General features: G+C 35.2%; 11 protein-coding genes. 2 read left to right on the forward strand and 9 right to left on the reverse strand.

What is annotated here, in order from left to right; translation table 11 throughout:
- The 5 genes from NQ163_RS07375 to recQ form a co-directional block, all read right to left on the reverse strand.
- The coding region (locus tag NQ163_RS07375) for a hypothetical protein (protein WP_268189659.1) at window positions 1-1,313 on the reverse strand (1,313 nt) is incomplete at its 3' end.
- Window positions 1,314-1,545: 232 nt separating this feature from the next.
- A complete protein-coding gene (locus NQ163_RS07380; RefSeq protein WP_268189660.1) occupies window positions 1,546-4,098 on the reverse strand; it encodes an NACHT domain-containing protein in 2,553 nt (850 codons plus the stop codon).
- Between the two features lie 121 nt (window positions 4,099-4,219).
- Window positions 4,220-4,987, reverse strand: coding sequence for a LytR/AlgR family response regulator transcription factor (locus tag NQ163_RS07385; protein WP_120238862.1), 768 nt, complete (start codon window positions 4,985-4,987; stop codon window positions 4,220-4,222).
- A 93-nt stretch (window positions 4,988-5,080) separates the two neighbouring features.
- Window positions 5,081-7,198 (reverse strand): S9 family peptidase, encoded by a 2,118-nt coding sequence (locus NQ163_RS07390; protein ID WP_268189661.1) that lies wholly within the window; start codon window positions 7,196-7,198, stop codon window positions 5,081-5,083.
- 97 nt (window positions 7,199-7,295) lie between these two features.
- Complete coding sequence (recQ, locus tag NQ163_RS07395; RefSeq protein ID WP_268189662.1) at window positions 7,296-9,410, reverse strand: DNA helicase RecQ; 2,115 nt, start codon at window positions 9,408-9,410, stop codon at window positions 7,296-7,298.
- Between the two features lie 231 nt (window positions 9,411-9,641).
- Here recQ and NQ163_RS07400 point away from each other — a divergent pair, with 231 nt between their 5' ends.
- Window positions 9,642-10,823, forward strand: coding sequence for a CD0519/CD1768 family membrane protein (locus NQ163_RS07400; RefSeq protein ID WP_268189664.1), 1,182 nt, complete (start codon window positions 9,642-9,644; stop codon window positions 10,821-10,823).
- A gap of 150 nt (window positions 10,824-10,973) precedes the next feature.
- Window positions 10,974-11,915, forward strand: coding sequence for a hypothetical protein (locus NQ163_RS07405; RefSeq protein WP_268189665.1), 942 nt, complete (start codon window positions 10,974-10,976; stop codon window positions 11,913-11,915).
- Window positions 11,916-11,988: 73 nt separating this feature from the next.
- Here NQ163_RS07405 and NQ163_RS07410 read toward each other — a convergent pair whose 3' ends face one another.
- The 4 genes from NQ163_RS07410 to NQ163_RS07425 all read right to left on the reverse strand — a co-directional run bounded on the left by NQ163_RS07410 (window position 11,989) and on the right by NQ163_RS07425 (window position 18,677).
- Window positions 11,989-14,496, reverse strand: a complete 2,508-nt coding sequence (locus NQ163_RS07410) for an endonuclease MutS2 (protein WP_268189666.1) — start codon at window positions 14,494-14,496, stop codon at window positions 11,989-11,991.
- 118 nt (window positions 14,497-14,614) lie between these two features.
- Window positions 14,615-15,283, reverse strand: a complete 669-nt coding sequence (locus NQ163_RS07415) for a hypothetical protein (RefSeq protein ID WP_268189667.1) — start codon at window positions 15,281-15,283, stop codon at window positions 14,615-14,617.
- Window positions 15,284-15,457: 174 nt separating this feature from the next.
- Window positions 15,458-16,051, reverse strand: a complete 594-nt coding sequence (locus NQ163_RS07420) for a hypothetical protein (RefSeq protein WP_268189668.1) — start codon at window positions 16,049-16,051, stop codon at window positions 15,458-15,460.
- A 193-nt stretch (window positions 16,052-16,244) separates the two neighbouring features.
- Window positions 16,245-18,677 (reverse strand): alpha/beta hydrolase family protein, encoded by a 2,433-nt coding sequence (locus NQ163_RS07425; RefSeq protein ID WP_268189669.1) that lies wholly within the window; start codon window positions 18,675-18,677, stop codon window positions 16,245-16,247.
- Window positions 18,678-18,847 lie beyond the last annotated feature (170 nt).

The following is an 18,847-nucleotide window of genomic DNA, read 5'->3' on the forward strand; positions in this document are numbered from 1 at the left end:
TTTGGATATTGCTCTTCTGCTTTCAATGCCAAGGCATCAGAATAAGATGTTTTCGCTGAGGTATAATCTCCTGATTCGAACTGAGAATCTGCCAAGGTAATGATAGAAGCATATTTCTCATCCAAGGCTTTCTTCTCTGCTGCCAGGCGTGCTGCTTCATCAGCCTGTCGTTGCTGTTCTGCCAACAAATCATCAATCTTTGTAATCTGTGATTTTGGATATTGCTCTTCTGCTTTCAATGCCAAGGCATCAGAATAAGAAGTTTTCGCTGAGGTATAATCTCCTGATTCGAACTGAGAATCTGCCAAGGTAATGATAGAAGCATATTTCTCATCCAAGGCTTTCTGTTCTGCTGCCAGGCGTGCTGCTTCATCAGCCTGTCGTTGCTGTTCTGCCAACAACTCGTCGATCTTTGTAATCTGTGATTTTGGATATTGCTCTTCTGCTTTCAATGCCAAGGCATCAGAATAAGAAGTTTTTGCTGAGGTATAATCTCCTGATTCGAACTGAGAATCTGCCAAAGCAATAATGGATGCATATTTCTCATCCAAGGCTTTCTGTTCTGCTGCCAGGCGTGCTGCTTCATCAGCCTGTCGTTGCTGTTCTGCCAGCAAATCATCAATCTTTGTAATCTGTGATTTTGGATATTGCTCTTCTGCCTTAACAGCTAAAGCTTCATTGTAAGCCATTTTGGCTTCTTCATATTTCTTTCCCCTAAAATTAATATCACCCTTTTGAATAGCAGCATTATATGCCTTTTCTTTAGCCAGTCGCTGTGCTTCCAGTTCTGCAGCTCTTCTTCTTGCCTCTTCTTTGGCCTTCTCGATAGCTTCCCGAATCTGAGCATCATATTCTGTATCATATTCAAAATTATCCAATTCCTTATCGTACATGATCATTGCCATCGGCTGATCAAAGATTGAAAGATCTAATCCTTCATAGGCAGGGAAAAGATCAATTGCAAACTTAAATGGGGGAAACTGACTATCTCTGCTCAATACGTCTTCAGGAACAAATGTGGAAATACTAACTTTTTTGGTTACAAAACCTTCCTTCGAAAATTCGAACATATAATCATGCCCAAAATCCATTTCATAATTGAATTTACCATTGCTGGGAATGGATTTAGATTCTAATTTATTTGCATTTTTATAAATTGTCAGAAATGTATTATCAATACTTCCATTTTCGATTTTCACCTTTCCAGTTACTGAATATTTCTCTTGTGCAGAAATGGAAAAACTACAAAAAACCAGAAAAATAACAGCACTCAATTTTATTATAAACTGCATATTATATCGAGAAAAATTCATATTCATGGATCATTTAAGAATACGTTAAAACTAACTATTGCTTTCAACGTTTTTTTCATCTACTTATTACTCTTGATTTAAAAGTAGTTCCCATTTATACATGGGTAAAACTTTCCTAAATCACAATAATCGTAAAGTTATAATTTTGAAGCGGAATTGGAATATAATAAACAAAATAAAGCTGTTTGCCTAAACAAACAGCTTTAAAATTAAAGTGAATTTGTGAAGAGTATTATACTAACAATGCCTCTAAAGTATAGCTAGATGCATATTTCATTAATAATCGTGTTTCCTCTGAGATACAAATTTGTTCTTTGGTCTTCTCATTAATACCATTGTAAAAACGTGCCATTTTCCTGTAAAGACTTGCTGTACATGAATGATATTTTGTGAATTCGCTTAACTCAATTGCCTTGTTAAAAAATTCCTCAACTTTCTGAACCTTGTTCTTTTCCTGGTAACAAGTACTCAAAAATGAGTTATAATATATTTGTAGGTAGTAATTTTGAGATGAGTTAACTTCACTTTTACTGTTTAACAAATAGTCAATTTGTTCTTTACTTATCGTCATTCCCAGTGAATACTGTGCAAAAATCTTATAGCATTGTAGCAATTTATAATTCGACGACCAAGTCTTATCTCCTTCACTTTTATACAGATGTTCCGCATCATCTACCAATTGTAAAACCTTGTGGTATGATTCCATATAAGTTAATGCCATGCAAAGAATTAATTCAAATTCTCCATCAATTGCACTATTTACTTCTGCATATTTTAAATATGCCATTTCCCGGTAATAGAACAATTTAAACAATTCTATATCATCAGTATCATTACCAATAAAATGATTGTACATTAAAACTGCTGCCAATCGTATTGCTATTGTAAAACCTGAACAGCTTGTATCTGCTTCTTCCTGTGCCAATTCATTGTAATAATCCGTTGCCTTATCTGATTCATAACTAAACATGGCAGACATCAATAGCAAGCTTAAAGATCGAATTCTTAAGTTTTTTGTAGCACCATTTTTCGCAAATATTTCCAGAACTTCCTTCGATTGATCTTTAACATTTAAAGTATCCGAAAATGCTTTCGAGAATATTTTCTCTGACTTCTTATTTTCAGCTAAATGCTGAATTAATTCAAACTTGTATTTTTCTGTATAAATAGAAGAATTAAAAATGGTTTCCAATACACATGGAGCAGAAATGGTATCATCACTTAATTCAAACAGATTTTTTAATTCCATGTGTTTACCACTCAAAAATGCTGATTCCAGCAAATAGGAAATCAATCTATTTTTCAACTCATAGCCCTGATAATCCTTATCAACTTTTTTAATAAGCTCAAAATCCAATTCTCCATTCTTCTCAATAAGGCTTATTCCAATTAATGTTTCAAATAGTACCTCGTTGGTAATCTTTACATATTTGCAATAATTGTTCTTTTTATTGGTAGAGATATATTCCGTAATAATTCCAAAAGACAAAAGTTCCTGATAAGCAGCATAGTAATCTCCAGCTGTTTTTAGATGAATTGGATATTTTTCCCTTAGTTCCAGTTTTTTTGCAGATGTTCCTTCCTTACCATGATTAATTAGTTCCAGAATGGAATACAAAATATCAATTTTCTCTTCAGAATAGCGTGAGTAATAAACCTTATTCTTAATGTACTCTCGCATCAACTCATATCCTTTATTTAGTTTATGAATGTTATTGGGTGAAAATAATTTGATAAATAATTCCAGAAAAAACGGATTAGAAATTACTTTCTTCTGCAAGTATGTTAAGTCATCAACACTAACACTGGGTGCATATTGAAGATTTAAAGTTTTTTCAAGAACTCTTTGAATCTCTTTATGATTTAATGGTGGAATATTTGCCTCGTTTATCTTTTCGGAGTCATCATTTAAATCGTACCAACAATCTTTCAAAGCATTTGATTGAAAAACAAAAGGCATAGCAAATTTTTGCCAGGTTGTATTTCTTGAGGTCAAAATCAGCTTAACTTTGTCTGAATCCTTAAAGTTTAAAATGAACTGCTTAAGCTGTAAAAAAACCCTCTCTAATTTAAAATTATCATACGTAATTTCATCTAATGCGTCAATCACGAAAATAATTCTACTTTCACACGCATTAGGATGTTCAAGGAAATATTTTAAAGAATCTTTCTGTGTAAACTTAAGCTGATCCTGCAACCAATCTTCCAACTTAAAATCTGCATTCAAAAAGCTGATCATCATAGATGCATTCAAAAACAGAATCACATCATCGTTCTTCTTATTGAGCCATTTTCTTTCAAACCACTTGGCAATCATGGTTGATTTTCCAAATCCACCCGGCGCAATAAATGCCAAGGCACTATTGCCTGAATTCAAAAACTTATCTATTCTCAGTTCTGCCTCTTCTCTGGGAGTTACCGCATTAAACGGAATTCCAGATTGACCCGAAATATATTTGTAAGTATCCGTGCTAAAAGAGATTGCTTTTTTATAAAAATCAGACCAGTTTTCTTTTGGTGCAATTTCTTCTTTTGGTTGATATTCCCAATAATTACAAAAATGCTCCCAACTTTGGTAACCCAGATAACCAGATAAAATATTTAATGTGTATTTGGCAGGAGTAGTAGTGCTTTTTAAAAAACCGAATAATCTTCTAATTGTAGTAGTACTGATTCTGCTACCTGTTTCTTCACAAATTGTATCTGCTAAAAATTTGCAATCTTTGGTGTAAACCAAACCTTCACCAAATTTTTTGAGAATTTCAGATTTTAATTGTTCAATCATAGTAGTGGCTCTTCAATTTCAACGTGAAAATACTGAAGAAAAACAGCCTTTTCAATGCATAATTCGCCACTACGTAATACTAATTTCCGAATACGTAATTTGAGTTTGTGAATACGTATTTCTATTTTTTAGAATCTGGTAAAAAATCAGCTATATTCTTTAATCTTTTTAGGAATTCGGCTTTTCTACCCTCCGATATTTCAATTTCCTCTTTGTTCTCAAGTATCACTTTTCCTCCTCTTCCCTTTACGTAATTATCAACAAAATTTAAGTTGATTAAATGCTTGTTGTGTACTCGACAGAACATTTCAGATGGAAGCAATTCTTCGAAATTAGATAAGGCTTTTGAAACCATAATAGATTCCTCGTCCAAAAAATAAAAGTGAGTATAACTACCATCGGCTCTGCAATAAACGATCTTTTCGATCTCTACTACCTTTAAGCCATTGGAAGTTGGTAATACAATCTTTTTATTCTGATTATTCAAACTATCGAACAATACCTGAATCTTTTCATTCAAATCCAAATCTTTATGATTTTCCTTATAGCGTTCAACCGCAGCTTGTAATTCTATGTAATTAATTGGTTTTAACAGATAGTGTAAAGCTGAAAATTGAAAAGCCTTTATCGCATAATCATTAAAAGCAGTTGTAAATACCACTTCGAAATCACGACTTTTGATCTTTTGTAGTACTTCAAATCCATCACCATCGGGCATAGAAATATCTAAAAAAACCAAATCCGGATTCAATTCATTTATTGATTCAACTCCTGATTTTACATTATGTGCAAACCCAACAATTTCAATCCCAGTACAATATTTCTCAAGCAACTTATGAAGAGTTGCCTGACTCTTCATCTCATCATCAATAATTAAGGTTCGAATCATAAGCGTAATTGTTTTTTATAGTCAGAATCGAATTTTAAATATACAAAAAAAGCGCCCGAAACGAGCGCTTTTCCATTAACATTCTTATTTTTTTTATTCATCAATTCCTATCTGATCAAAAACAAAAGCATATTCTAAAGCTACTTCTTTTAGTCTTTCAAATCTTCCTGATGCTCCACCATGTCCAAAGTCCATATTGGTTTTTAACAACAATGGATTATCATCAGTTTTCAGATCTCGAAGTTTAGCTACCCATTTGGCTGGTTCCCAATACTGCACTTGCGAATCATGCAATCCAGTTGTCACCAGTAAAGCAGGGTAGTTTTGTGCCTTTACATTATCGTAAGGCGAATAAGATAACATGTAATCGTAATATTCTTTGTTCTTAGGATTTCCCCATTCATCAAATTCGCCTGTAGTTAAAGGAATAGACTCATCCAACATGGTAGTTACCACATCAACAAATGGAACAGCAGCAATTACACCTCTATAAAGTTCTGGTTTCATATTCACAATTGCACCCATTAGCAATCCTCCGGCACTTCCTCCCCAGGCAAACACCTTGTCTTTAGCTGCATATCCTTCTGCAACCATGTGCTCCGCACAAGAATTAAAATCGGTAAATGTATTTTTCTTTTTCAATAGCTTACCATCTTCATACCAGTAGCGTCCCATTTCCTGACCTCCACGAACATGAGCCGTTGCAACCACAAAACCTCTATCCAATAGACTTAAGCGAACCGAACTGAAGTAAACATCCGAACTAGATCCATATGAGCCATAAGCAGATAGCCAAAGAGGATTTTTCCCTTTTTGAAACTTGTCTTTTCGATACACCAAAGAAATTGGCACCTTTGTTCCATCTTCTGCTGTCGCCCACAAGCGTTTGGCTTCATAGTTGTCTTTATTAAAACCGCCAAGAACCTCTTGTTGCTTCATAATTGTTTTCTCTTTTGTTCCCATATTGTAATCTATGGTTGAACCAGGCGTAGTTAGCGAAGTATATCCATAACGCAATACATCTGATTCAAATTCAGGATTAGCAGAAATCCATGCATCGTAAGTTTCTTCGCCAAAATCAAGATAATGCTCTTTTCCTGTTTCCCAATTGCGAATTCGAAGTTGATTTAATCCATTCTTACGCTCCCCTACAACAAGGTAATTTTGGAAAATCTCGAAATTGCTTAAGAATACATCCTCTCTATTGGGAATCATCTCAAGCCAGTTCTCCTTTGTAGTTTTATCCACAGGAGTTTTCATCATGCGGAAATTCTTCGCCTGGTAATTTGTTCTGATATAAAAATGATCTTTATAATGAGCAATTCCATATTCCAAATCTCTTTCGCGAGGCTGAATAAGCTTAAATTCACTATTAGGCTTGCTTGCATCAATATATCTGTATTCCGAAGAAACGGTACTACTAACCCCAATCATGATATATTTTCTCGATTTGGTTTTATAGCAGAAAGTATAGAAAGTATTATCCTTCTCTTCATAAACCAATTCATCTTTCTTTGAAGAAGTTCCCAAAACATGCTTGTAAACTTTGTAAGGCAAGAGTGTTTCCGGATGTTTAACCGTATAAAAAACGGTTTTGTTATCGCTGGCCCAGGTTATTCCTCCTGTTGTATTTGCAATTTCATCGGTAAATACTTTATCACCAACCAAGCTCTTAAACTTTATAGTGTACTTTCTTCGGCTTAAAGTATCTTCTGAGTAGGCTAAAATCTTATTATCCTCGCTTACTGAATAGCTACCAATATTATAATAGCTAAATCCTTTAGCCATTTCCGGAACATTTAACATGATTTGCTCTTTAGCATTCAGTTCCCCTTCTTTTCTGCAATACAAAGGATATTCTGCATCACCTTCGGTTCTGCTATAGTAATAATATCCGTTTGACTTTGCAGGAACTGATTCATCCGTCTTTTTAATTCGAGCAACCATTTCATCGAAAAGTTTCGTTTGAAACTCTTCTGTATGTTTCATAACTGCATCGCAGTAATCATTTTCCGCAGTCAAATAATTAATAACTGCAGAATCTTCACGTTGATTTAACCAGTAATAGTTGTCAATTCTGGTATGGTCGTGAATTTTTAGTTCTTTAGGGATTTTTTGAGCAAGCGGAGGATCTGGTAAATTAACTTTCTGATTGCATGCCGCCATAAACATAACCATTATGGCAATGCTTAAAATTAATCTTGTTTTCATGTTTAGTTAAAATTTAAAGGTACAGGTTAATTAGATTGAACTCTAAATTTAACAAAAACATTTCAATGATCAATAATTATTTTCCAATAACACAAGATTATGAAGAAGTTACTTTAAGATATGAAATGGCCAATCGTATTTTGTAATACTCTATTTCCTCGCCCATATACATGTACAATTCTTTGATATTTTCTGTATAGTTTAGGGAACGAAATGCATTTTCAATCTGCTCTAATTCACGTGAACTAAAGAATTCATATAAATCGATATCAGCTCCCTTTTCAAATAAAGAGGCCAAATGGGAATATATCGTAACCGGATTTACTTTTCGGATACTGGCAATTTCATCCACCGAAAACCCTTGCTTGTAATATTCGTAAGTTTTGTAAAATGATTCTCCGCTTTTTTTGGCATCGCGATTTTTGCTTTGCTGAAAATTTAAGATTTCATTAATAAACAATTCTCCATAAAGCTGATATTTACGAACTCCAACTCCCGAAATCAATTTCATCTCAAATTCGCTGGTTGGCTTATCCTGTGTCATTTCATGCAATGTGGCATCTGAGAAAATCAAATATGGTGGAACATTCTCATCCCTGGAAATTTGTAATCGCAGTTTACGAAGAGCTTCAAACAAACCTTCTCGATCAAGCTGCTTGCTTGTCTTTTTCTCAATTGGTTTAATCACAGGCTCCGATTTCATTGAAGCCAAATGAACCAACTTCACCAATCGTTCTCCAAAAAGTACTTCTTTGGCTTGCTCGGTTAATCGCAAGGCATTGCCATGATCGTAAGCAACAGTTATATAGCCAAGATTTAATAGCTGGAGCAGATATTGCTGCCAATCCTGATGAGCAATGTCTTTTCCTGCTCCATAGGTTTTAATTTGGTTGTATCCTTTGCTAATGATATCCTGACGTGAAGAACCTCGTAAAACATCGATTAAAGTTCCCGCGGCAACTTGTTCTCGCAAACGAACCACTGCTGAAAAAGCTTTCTGTGCAATTATGGTTCCATCGAACAATTGAGGTGGATTTTTACAAACATCACAATTGCCACAATCCTCTTCCAGGTGTTCACCAAAATAACTTAACAAAATTTTTCGACGGCATATTTGAGCATCACAAAACTGCTGAATGCGTTCCAGTTTGGCATGCGAAACCTCTTTAAGTTTAGACTCATCAATAAATTTACGATGTACAATTACATCCGAAAAGCTATAAAATAAAAGTGTATCCGCTTTTAAGCCATCACGTCCGGCACGACCAATTTCCTGGTAGTAGGACTCTATATTTCGAGGTAAATTATAATGAATTACCCAACGTACATTTGATTTATCGATTCCCATACCAAATGCAATGGTAGCACAAATAATAGGTACTTCATCATTAATAAAATCCTCTTGTCTTTTGGCACGCTCTTCGGATGATAAACCTGCATGATAATAAGCAGCATTAACACCAGCATTTCGTAATTTTTCGGCCAGACCTTCCGTGGCTTTCCTGCTTAGGCAATAGATAATACCTGATTGATGTGGACGTTGGCGAAGAAATCCCAAAATGGATTTGAACTTATCACGCCCGGGAGCAACAGTTAAACTCAAATTTGGCCTGTCGAAAGAAGAGATGAATCGTTCAGGATCTGTTAGATTTAACTGAGAAACAATATCCTTTTGTGTAAGATTATCTGCTGTAGCTGTTAGAGCAACGATTGGCACATGAGGAAATTGCTTCTTCAGATAGGCCATTTTCGTATACTCCGGACGAAAATCATGTCCCCAAACCGAAATACAATGAGCCTCATCAACAGCAAACAAATTTACTTTAAGCTGTAACATCAGATAATAGAAATCCTGACTCACCAGTTTTTCCGGAGAAACATAGAGTAATTTTATTTGACCTGCAACAAGCTTTTCAATAATTTCGGCCTGTTGATTAGTGGTTTGCGAACTATTCAAAAAATCAGCAGAAACACCATTTGCACGCAAGCCTTCCACCTGATCTTTCATTAAAGCGATCAAAGGTGAAACAACAATGGTAACTCCTTCCATGATAATGGCAGGAATCTGATAACATATTGATTTCCCTCCACCTGTTGGCATAATCACCAAAGCATCGTTCCCTTGCAAAATTGAATTGATTACCTTCTCTTGCAATGGACGAAATTTATCGTATCCGAAATTTTTTTTTAATGCGTTTGATGCTGCTGACATGCCGAAATTTTAATTGGGATGACAAAGCTAGTACAAATCAGCTGAAGAATAAAGAAGAATTTATCAACAAGCCATAATTTAGACTGTTTTACGAACTATAAACATGACAAAAAACAATATGATTTTGCAACATATTAAGATATTTAAAAAGCTGATAAAGATCATATAAAAAAACTACCTTAATAATATACATTTGCAGCGAATAACAAACTCAAACATACAACCTAAACTATGAACGCAATTAAATCTATCAAGGAGACAGATTTTTTGAAGAAACGAAGGTACGAAGCCGTAATGTTTCTTCTGACATTTTTCGGGATTTTTGGATACATTGGCCATACAATGGGTGTTTCCAATATGCTGAATACAATTATGCAAACAGCATGGGATTTGCTAATGAATACTGTATTCTACATTATGGGAATTACTGTTCTTTCCGGCGCTTTAGGAAAACTATTAATCGAATTTGGTGTAGTAAGATTATTGGAGAAAATGCTTGCTCCATTGATGAAACCATTATTCAATTTGCCTGGAGTTGGAGCATTGGCTGGTGTTCTTACCTTTTTATCGGATAACCCAGCTATTATCAGCTTGGCAAACGACAAAAATTTTAGCAAGTATTTCAAAAACTACCAATTGGTATCATTAACCAACTTTGGTACAGCTTTCGGTATGGGTTTGATCGTGATAACCTTCATGTCAACTCTTAAAATTCCTGGTAACGATGAAAACATGTTTATTCCAGCATTAATTGGTTTGGTTGGAGCTCTATTTGGAGCTGTTGTTTCAACCAGATTAATGCAAAGATTAATCAGAGGAAAAATTCCTGTGCGTACCGACAATGATTTTGAAGGTGCAACCGAGAAAATCAGCTTTAAATCGGAAGGTAGCGTTTTCTTAAGATTCCTGAACTCGATTTTGGATGGTGGTAAATCAGGTGTTGATCTTGGTTTGGCAATTATTCCTGGTGTTTTGATCATTTCTACCATGGTAATGATGCTAACATTTGGACCGAAAGATCCTACAATGGGATACCAGGGATTAGCATACGAAGGTGTACCATTGCTGCCTAAACTGGCTGGATATGTTTGGTGGTTATTCGAAGGATTATTTGGATTCAAATTCCCTGAATTGATAGCCTTTCCAGTTACATCATTAGGTGCTGTTGGTGCTGCTTTATCGCTGGTAAAAGCTTTCTTGGCCAAAGGAATTATCGATGGAAATGTTGTAGCCGTTTTTACTGCAATGGGAATGTGCTGGAGTGGATATTTAAGTACACACACAGCAATGTTGGATACCTTAAATTATCGCGAACTAACTTCTAAGGCCTTACTTTCACATACCATAGGAGGTATTTTAGCGGGTACCTTTGCCCACTACCTTTATGTTCTGGTAAGTATGATACTTTATTAAAATATTATCACACCTAAATAATTATGCCATCTCGTTAGAGGTGGCATTTTTTTATACATTAATGGTAATTATTCAGGATTAAGCAAGAATTAACTCTTCCATTAAGTCCTTAAGTGTAGTTTTGAGCATCAATCATTAAATACATTTCAAATGACAATTCTAAAAAAGTTATTCTACATTCTAATTTTAATTGGTCTTGCCTCGTGTAATTCTTGTGACAAATCAGATAGCAATACCGATGTAAAAAAAGAGGAAGTACCAAGTTCTCCGGCTGGAAAATATTCTGCGATTTTTGGTGGAGGCCCTTTTTATACTGGTGGTATGGAAGTGATCAACGATTTAAAATCATCAGGTTTTTCAACTGTAATTTTATGGACTATCCACATCAAAGAAGATGGAAGTATGAACTACAACGATACCCCAATAATCAATTCGGAAGGTGAATTTATTGGTGATCCTGAGTGGAAATCCAGATTGGAACAGTTGACTACAACTCCAACTTCTGTTGATAGAATAGAATTGGGAATTGGTGCCTGGGGAGCCCAATCGTGGCAAGTAATTAAGGATTTAATTGCCAAAGAAGGCACCGGACCTGAAACAAAATTATATAAGGCGATTCAAAAATTGCAAGATATAACTGGTGCTACAGCAATTAACTACGATGATGAAGTTACTTTTGATGTTGCTTCAACCGTTGAGTTTACATTAATGTTGGCTGATATGGGATTAAAAGTTGGCTTGTGTCCTTACAACGAAACTGAATATTGGAAATCGGTTTACGAACAAGTTGAAGCAAAAAAGCCAGGAACAATCGACCGTGTTTACCTGCAATGTTATGCCGGGGGAGCCAAAAATAAGCCTGCTGAATGGAACCAGTACTTTGGAAAGCTAAAAGTATCGTATGGTCTTTGGTGCCGAAATGGTGAAAACTGCCAAAATGGAGATAATCCAGCCACGATTGGTGAAAAAATTACAAGCGAAAAAGAGAATATCGATGGTGGATTTATTTGGTTGTACGATGACATTCAAAAGTGTGCGGCCTATGGCAAATCCAGCTCCTATGCGAAAGCCATTAATGACGGATTAAAATAATTCAATCATCTATTAATAGAAAAAGGAAATCTGAAAATTCAGATTTCCTTTCTTTATATCTAAATCATAGGAATTACTCCATAGTTACAACGGTAATTCCTGATCCTCCCATTTGAATTCTCTCGTCTTTAAAATGGCGAACCAAATCAACGGTTTGCAAGTAATCGCGAATCAATTGGCGCAAAATGCCATGTCCTGTTCCGTGAAGAATTCTAAATTCTTTCACATCCAACATTATGGCTTCATCCACATGATCCATTACAATTTGCAATGCCTCATCACCACGCATTCCTCTCACATCAATATCCTGACGGAAACTCAACTTTCTTTTCGAGATGCGTTCCTGAACCAAAGCCGAAGTTTGGTTGTAAGTTTTCTCCTGCTTTTTAAGCTGCGACTTGGAAACCTTAGACAAGCGCTTGGCCTTTACCGAAGTTAAAATACTTCCGAAGGCAACCACTGCGGTTTTGTCGTTAATCTCAATTACTTCCCCTACAGTATTCTGATTATCCAACTTCACCATATCACCTTTCTCAATCACATCCGGATTGAATTGCTTCTTGGTTTTGGCAATTGGTTTCGAAGCTGAAACTTTTTCTGTTACTTCTGCTGCTTCTCCTTTTTGACCTTTTCGCTTTTCGCGATTTTTAAGCTTCTGTATTTTGCGATTGATACGTTCTTCTTCCTCTAATTCGGCTTGAGTTAGCTGTACCTTCGTTTCTTCAAACTGTTTTCTTGCCTTCTTGGTTCTCTCCTTCTCAGCCTTACTCTCCTTGATTTCACGAATGGTCTTTTCTATGGTCTTATTCGCACTCTGCAATAAATCCTTAGCTTCCTGCTGCGCTTTTTCGATAATATCCTTACGAAGCTTACTTGCATCTTTCAGCTCCTTGTCGTATTGCTCAACCAATTGATTCAACTTCTTCTCGTTACGACGAATTTTATCACGCTTGCTTTCCCAGTATCGTTTATCGCGAACAATATCACGCAAGTGCTTGTCGAAATTGATATGATCTTCACCAACCTTCTCAGTTGCATCCTTTAAAATTTCCTCTGGCAAGCCAATTTTTCTGGCAATCTCGAAGGCAAAAGAAGAACCTGGTTTTCCAACCTGCAATTGGAACAGTGGTTGCATCTGATGCGAATCGTACAACATGGCACCATTCTCAATTCCTTCAGCTTCCGAAGCAAAGTGCTTCAAACCTGAATAGTGAGTTGTGATTACCCCACAAACTTTTTTCCTGTTTAGTTTATCCAATATCGATTCAGCAATGGCTCCCCCTAGTGCAGGCTCGGTTCCCGTACCAAACTCATCAATCAACACCAAGGTATCTGTATCAGAGTGACGCAGGAAGTGTTTCATATTCATCAAGTGAGAACTATAGGTACTCAAGTCATTCTCTATGGATTGCTCATCCCCAATATCAATGAAAATTTTATCGAAAATCCCAATCTTGGATTCTTCTTCCATTGGAACCAAAAATCCACACTGGAACATGTATTGTAACAAACCAACTGTTTGCAAACAAACCGATTTACCACCGGCATTTGGTCCTGATATCAGAATTATTCTTTGCTCATTAGATATCTGAAGACTTAATGGCACTACCTTTCGTCCCTCGTTTTGCAGAGTTAATAACAGAAGGGGATGCACAGCCTTTTCCCACAACAAAGTTGGCGTTTTAACCATCTTTGGCAATAAAGCTTTTACCTGAATGGCAAACATGGCCTTGGCACGAATAAAGTCGATTTTAGCCATGAATTCATAGGCCAAAAACAAATCATCGATATACGGGCGAAGTTGGGCTGTAAACTCTTGTAATATTTTAATGATTTCGCGACGTTCTGCATACTCCAACTCTCGAATTTCATTGTTGGTTTCAACAATTTCGGCAGGCTCAATATATGATGTTTTACCAGTAGCAGATTCATCATGAACGATCCCTTTAATTTTCCTTTTATGGGCTGAAGGCATTGGTATTACAATACGTCCATCACGCACCGAAAGGGCTACATCCTGATCAACCCAACCTTCTTTCTGCACTGCGCGAAGCATAGACTGCATTCGTTTTGAGATGGTAGATTGCTTTTGAATTAAAGAGCTTCTGATTTGCTGCAATTCCGGAGAGGCATTGTCCTTTATTCTTCCGTTTTTCGTAATAATTCCATTAAGCCTATCGAAAATATAAGGGTACATTTTCACGTTCCCGGTCAATTTCATCAGGTATGGATAATCACCCTCCTCCTTTTTTTGAAAGAATCGTAAGATTGAAGAAATGGATTCTAAAGATCGTTTTAAATTGTATAGTTCTTCCAGTTCCAGATAAGTTCCATCAATTCGAACTTTCTCTAAACTGCCACGAACATCAATAAAGTATCCCAAAGGGAAATTCTCCTCCTCTAAGCAAATGGTTTTAAATTCGTTGGTTTCATTCACCATTCGATTCACATTCTTGTATGAATTCGAAAATCGAACTTCATCAACCAAATCTCTTCCCAGTGAACTTAAACATTGTTTCTTAACCAGTTCTCTTACTTTATCGAACCTAAGTTTTGTCTCAAAATTTTCCGGATATATCACGCGCTATCTTTCTGTCTTAGTTTATTCCTTGCAAAATTAATAAAAGTGACGGATAGGCAAAAAAGAAAGGGAGAAGTCATAATAATGACTCTCCCTTTATCTGTTCAGTATATTAATTCTATTCCTTTTCTTCACAATTTTTTTCCCAACACTCTTTGGCATAATCCGACCCCAAGTCCATACCAGATTTCCAGTCAGTACATGCATCTTCTTTTCTACCCATTTGAAACCAACAAATGCCTCTGTTTACATAGGCAGCAGTATATCCTGGCTTTAATTTTATTGCATAAGAATAATCAATGGCTGCAGAAGACAGTCTTTTTTTCTGGAGACTAATGCTAGCTCTGTTGAAATAGTAATGGGGAACCAAATACAATTCCTCCCCGTTCTTTTTACTATAACTAATGGCTTTGCTATACTCTAAAAATGCTTTATTCAATTCTCCCTTCATTCGATAAATTTCTCCTATGTAGTAACAAATCTCATCATCTTCTTGAAACAATGAATTGGCTTTGTTAAGTAAACACAAAGAAGAATCTCTGTATTCCTCACATTTTGATGCGATTGTATACAGATACAGGTAAGGTTTTCTAAGTGTAGAATCTAATTGGATGGTCTGTTTTAGTAGCGGAAAAGCTTCTCTATATTCCTGATTTTGAATTTTCTCAATGGCTTTATTTCCAGTATCAATCGCTAAATTTCTTTCTGCTCCTGTAATATCTCTTTTCTGAGCAAAAGTGATGCTATTAATAATTACAATACAAATTGTTGTTAAAATTAATCTCATGAAATAATTGTAAATATTCTTGCTTACTCTTTAGATTTTCAGCTTCCTCTTTATCTTTTACTAGTAGGAATCCATCCATAAAATAATTAAGAAAGGAACAGTTCATTAAAAGAACTATTCCTTTTTAAAATATAATCAATAGTCAAAATATAGCTTTATGAATTTTACACACATTTAAAATCGGTATGCAAGTGTTATTCTGGCATGATTATTTGAAAATCCCCAACTATGTCCTTTGTCTTCGTAAATTTTTTCATCATTAACTTCTCGCGTTGTCTTATCCCAACTGAATGCTGGAGTAACTTCAGCTCCCAACACAATATGATCATTAATAGGGTAATTTACACCTAAAATAAAGTTTACTCCATAGTATTTGCTTTTATTTTCTAACTTATTGGCTTTAGTCCATAAATTATTTACAACATCTTTTTCTTTATGGTTACTAAACCTATAAAAAACATCCCAACCATATTTAAATTGAAATTTAGATGTTAATGGACTATAATATTCTTTCCCTAAGCTAAAGTTAAAACCTGTATTTTTATACTCCTTATCCATTTCTCCTACTTCTTCAACATCACTTTTTGAATTGTTTAGTGAAATGACATTGAACCTCCACATTGACTTTTCATGACCAACTTTATATACAAACCCAAATTCATCAAGATTACTAAAAACCAGACCAACTTCTTTGAGTCTCTTCTTTTCTTGTCCAAAAGTCAGCAAGGAAACTGACAGGATCGTCATTAATAAAAATATTTTTTTCATGTGTTAAAAGTTTAAGTTTTTGCCTACTCTTAAGATTTTCAGCTTTCTCCCCTTTAGAATTATGTGTAGTAAATATATTTATTATTTATGATACTAAAAATATTCGTCATGTATTTAGTATAATTCTAATTAAAAAACAATAAAAAAGCTCACACTAAATTGTGTGAGCTTTTACTAATGCATCTTTTGTTCATTACTTTTCAGCAATTTCTTTTTTGCGATTTTTAACATGCTTTTCAAGCCATTGATCTTGTTCCCAAAGCATGTGCATGATATTCTCTTTAGAGCGATATGAGTGACTCTCTTTTGGTAGCATCACCAAACGAACAGTGGCTCCTAATCCTTTTAAAGCATTAAAATAACGCTCGCTTTGCATTGGGTAAGTTCCTGAATTGTTATCTGCTTCACCATGAATTAGCAACAATGCGTTGTTCATTTTTTCGGCATGCATAAATGGAGACATGGTATAATACACATTAGGTGCTTCCCAGTAGTTTCTTTCTTCGCTTTGGAAACCAAAAGGAGTAAGCGTTCTGTTGTAAGCACCACTACGAGCAATACCTGCTGCAAATAAATCGGAATGTGTTAGCAAATTAGCAACCATAAATGCACCATAACTATGACCTCCGCATGCTACTCTGTATCTATCGATATAACCCATTTCATCAACAGCATCGATAGCAGCCTTAGCATTAGCTACCAACTGAGTGCGGAAAGTATCATTTGGTTCTTCATCACTTTCACCAACAATTGGGAAAGCTGCATCATCCAAAACTGCATATCCACGTGTTAGCCAAAAAAGTGGTGATGCCCAATACAAATAGGTAAACTCATTTGAATTAGAAGTAGTTTGTCCTGCACTACTCTTATCTTTAAACTCTCTTGGATATGCCCACAAAATCATTGGAACTTTTTCTTTCTTCTCCATATCGTATCCTACTGGCAGATATAAAGTACCTGAAAGCTCTACTCCATCTTCTCTTTTGTATTTGATTACTTCTTTATGAACCCCTTCAATGCTTTTAAATGGATTCTCAAATGATGTAAGCTGCTTTAATTTCTTTCCTTTTAATTTTCTAAAAAAGTAATTAGGATATTCAGAGCTAGATTCGATTCTAACCAAAAGTTCCTTTTTCTTGACATCAAAATTTCTTAAATCTTCTATTTTATCAGTGTATTTTGACTGATATAATCTTTCTGTTTTTTGAGTCTTCAAATTAAACTTATCCAAAAATGGGAATTGTCCTTCTTTAGAATATCCGTCTCCCAAAAGGAAAGCATTATCGCCATCTAAGGCCAATGTATATTTACCATACTGGTTTCTGGCAGATACAAAGTTTCCTGGATCACTATACTGATCCTGGTAATTTCTATCGCTAATTTTTGTTGGAGCAATTGATGCGTCAGAAGGATTAAATGTATAAGTTTTTGTATTTCTGGTATTCCACCAATAATCATACGCAATTGCAATGTTTTCATTCCCCCATTCAATTCCTGCAAAACGATTTATGGTTTTCAAAATACTTTTTCCATTGCCTTTAAATGGAGCTTCTAACTGAAAAACTTCATCGCGATAATCCGCTTTATTTGCTGGATCACCTCCGTCTAATGCTTCTACATAAATTAAAGATGAAGGCATATCTGAACGCCAGCTCACATTTCTTCTTCCTGTACGAACTGCCATGAATCCTTGTGGAAGATCTTCAATCAAAGGAACTGTTAAAACATCTTCTACTTTCTTAGCATCCTTTGTATATACTGTAGTTTTTGAAGGGAATCTGTAATAAGGAACCAGGTAAGAGAAAGGTTTTTCAACTACCGAAATCATAAGGTAATTCCCATCAGGAGAAAAATTAACACCTTTGTACATTGCTGATGGCAACCACTTTTCAGAACTTCCATCCATTTTAACCTTGTACAATTCAGAAAGTGCCAATTGTTCAAAATTGTACTCATCATTTTTATTTTTCAACAAATCCTGATACGTTCTGTTTTGTGCTTTTTTACCAGCATTTTCAGAAATGGTAGGACCTGATGGAACCGAACTTTTAGTATTAATTAATTCCTTTTTATTTTCTGGAACGAATTTTACAAGAACTGCCTCTTCATTTTTAAACCAGTTGATTGGATCTCTTAAATTGGCATTAACTTTTGGCTCTGTTAATTGAGCTGCCGATGCTGTTGCAACATCCAAAATCCAAACTGATACCCCTTGGCTACTTGTATTTGTAAAAGCCAATTTAGATTGATCCGGAGAAAAAATAAAATTGCTTAACCTTGGATTCTTTGGCAAACCTTTTACCTGGATAGCTTCATCTGATTTAGACTTTAACTTTCTCAATTTAATATTATTACTATAGTTGGTTCTGCTGCCAATATTGGTTTTAGGATCAATTCTTAATCCTCCCAAACGCATTTCTTCCTGCGATAATTCCTCTATTGTTTTGTATGCACTTCTATACAATAGAATCATATTCTCTTTTTGGTTATCCAAAATTACCGATGGGGCTCTCTCCACATCAGCCAATTCCAAAATCTCTTTTGGAGGCTTTTGAAAATCGATATTGTTTTGAGCACTGGCATTAAGCGCTACAAAAAATATCAATACGTAAATTAATCTTTTCATTATTTGTTGTTTTGATATAGTTAAAAGTCCGTAAAGGACGGTTGGTTCATGTAAGAAAAAAATCAAAGATTAAATTTATGGATTTAGATGCTGAATTCAATTTCTTTTCGATAAAATTATGATCACGGACGATTAACATAGACATCTGCAATATATTCATTCCAAATTTC

Source organism: Marinifilum sp. D737, assembly GCF_026672275.1.
GTDB lineage: Bacteria > Bacteroidota > Bacteroidia > Bacteroidales > Marinifilaceae > Marinifilum.

What these genes read in the sequence shown, in the direction of transcription:
- NQ163_RS07400 (WP_268189664.1), top strand. Translation starts at nt 9,642, where the DNA reads ATGAACGCAATTAAATCTATCAAGGAGACAGATTTTTTGAAGAAACGA.
- recQ (WP_268189662.1), bottom strand. Translation starts at nt 9,410, where the DNA reads ATGTCAGCAGCATCAAACGCATTAAAAAAAAATTTCGGATACGATAAA.
- NQ163_RS07380 (WP_268189660.1), bottom strand. Translation starts at nt 4,098, where the DNA reads ATGATTGAACAATTAAAATCTGAAATTCTCAAAAAATTTGGTGAAGGT.
- NQ163_RS07390 (WP_268189661.1), bottom strand. Translation starts at nt 7,198, where the DNA reads ATGAAAACAAGATTAATTTTAAGCATTGCCATAATGGTTATGTTTATG.
- NQ163_RS07385 (WP_120238862.1), bottom strand. Translation starts at nt 4,987, where the DNA reads ATGATTCGAACCTTAATTATTGATGATGAGATGAAGAGTCAGGCAACT.
- NQ163_RS07425 (WP_268189669.1), bottom strand. Translation starts at nt 18,677, where the DNA reads ATGAAAAGATTAATTTACGTATTGATATTTTTTGTAGCGCTTAATGCC.
- NQ163_RS07415 (WP_268189667.1), bottom strand. Translation starts at nt 15,283, where the DNA reads ATGAGATTAATTTTAACAACAATTTGTATTGTAATTATTAATAGCATC.
- NQ163_RS07405 (WP_268189665.1), top strand. Translation starts at nt 10,974, where the DNA reads ATGACAATTCTAAAAAAGTTATTCTACATTCTAATTTTAATTGGTCTT.
- NQ163_RS07420 (WP_268189668.1), bottom strand. Translation starts at nt 16,051, where the DNA reads ATGAAAAAAATATTTTTATTAATGACGATCCTGTCAGTTTCCTTGCTG.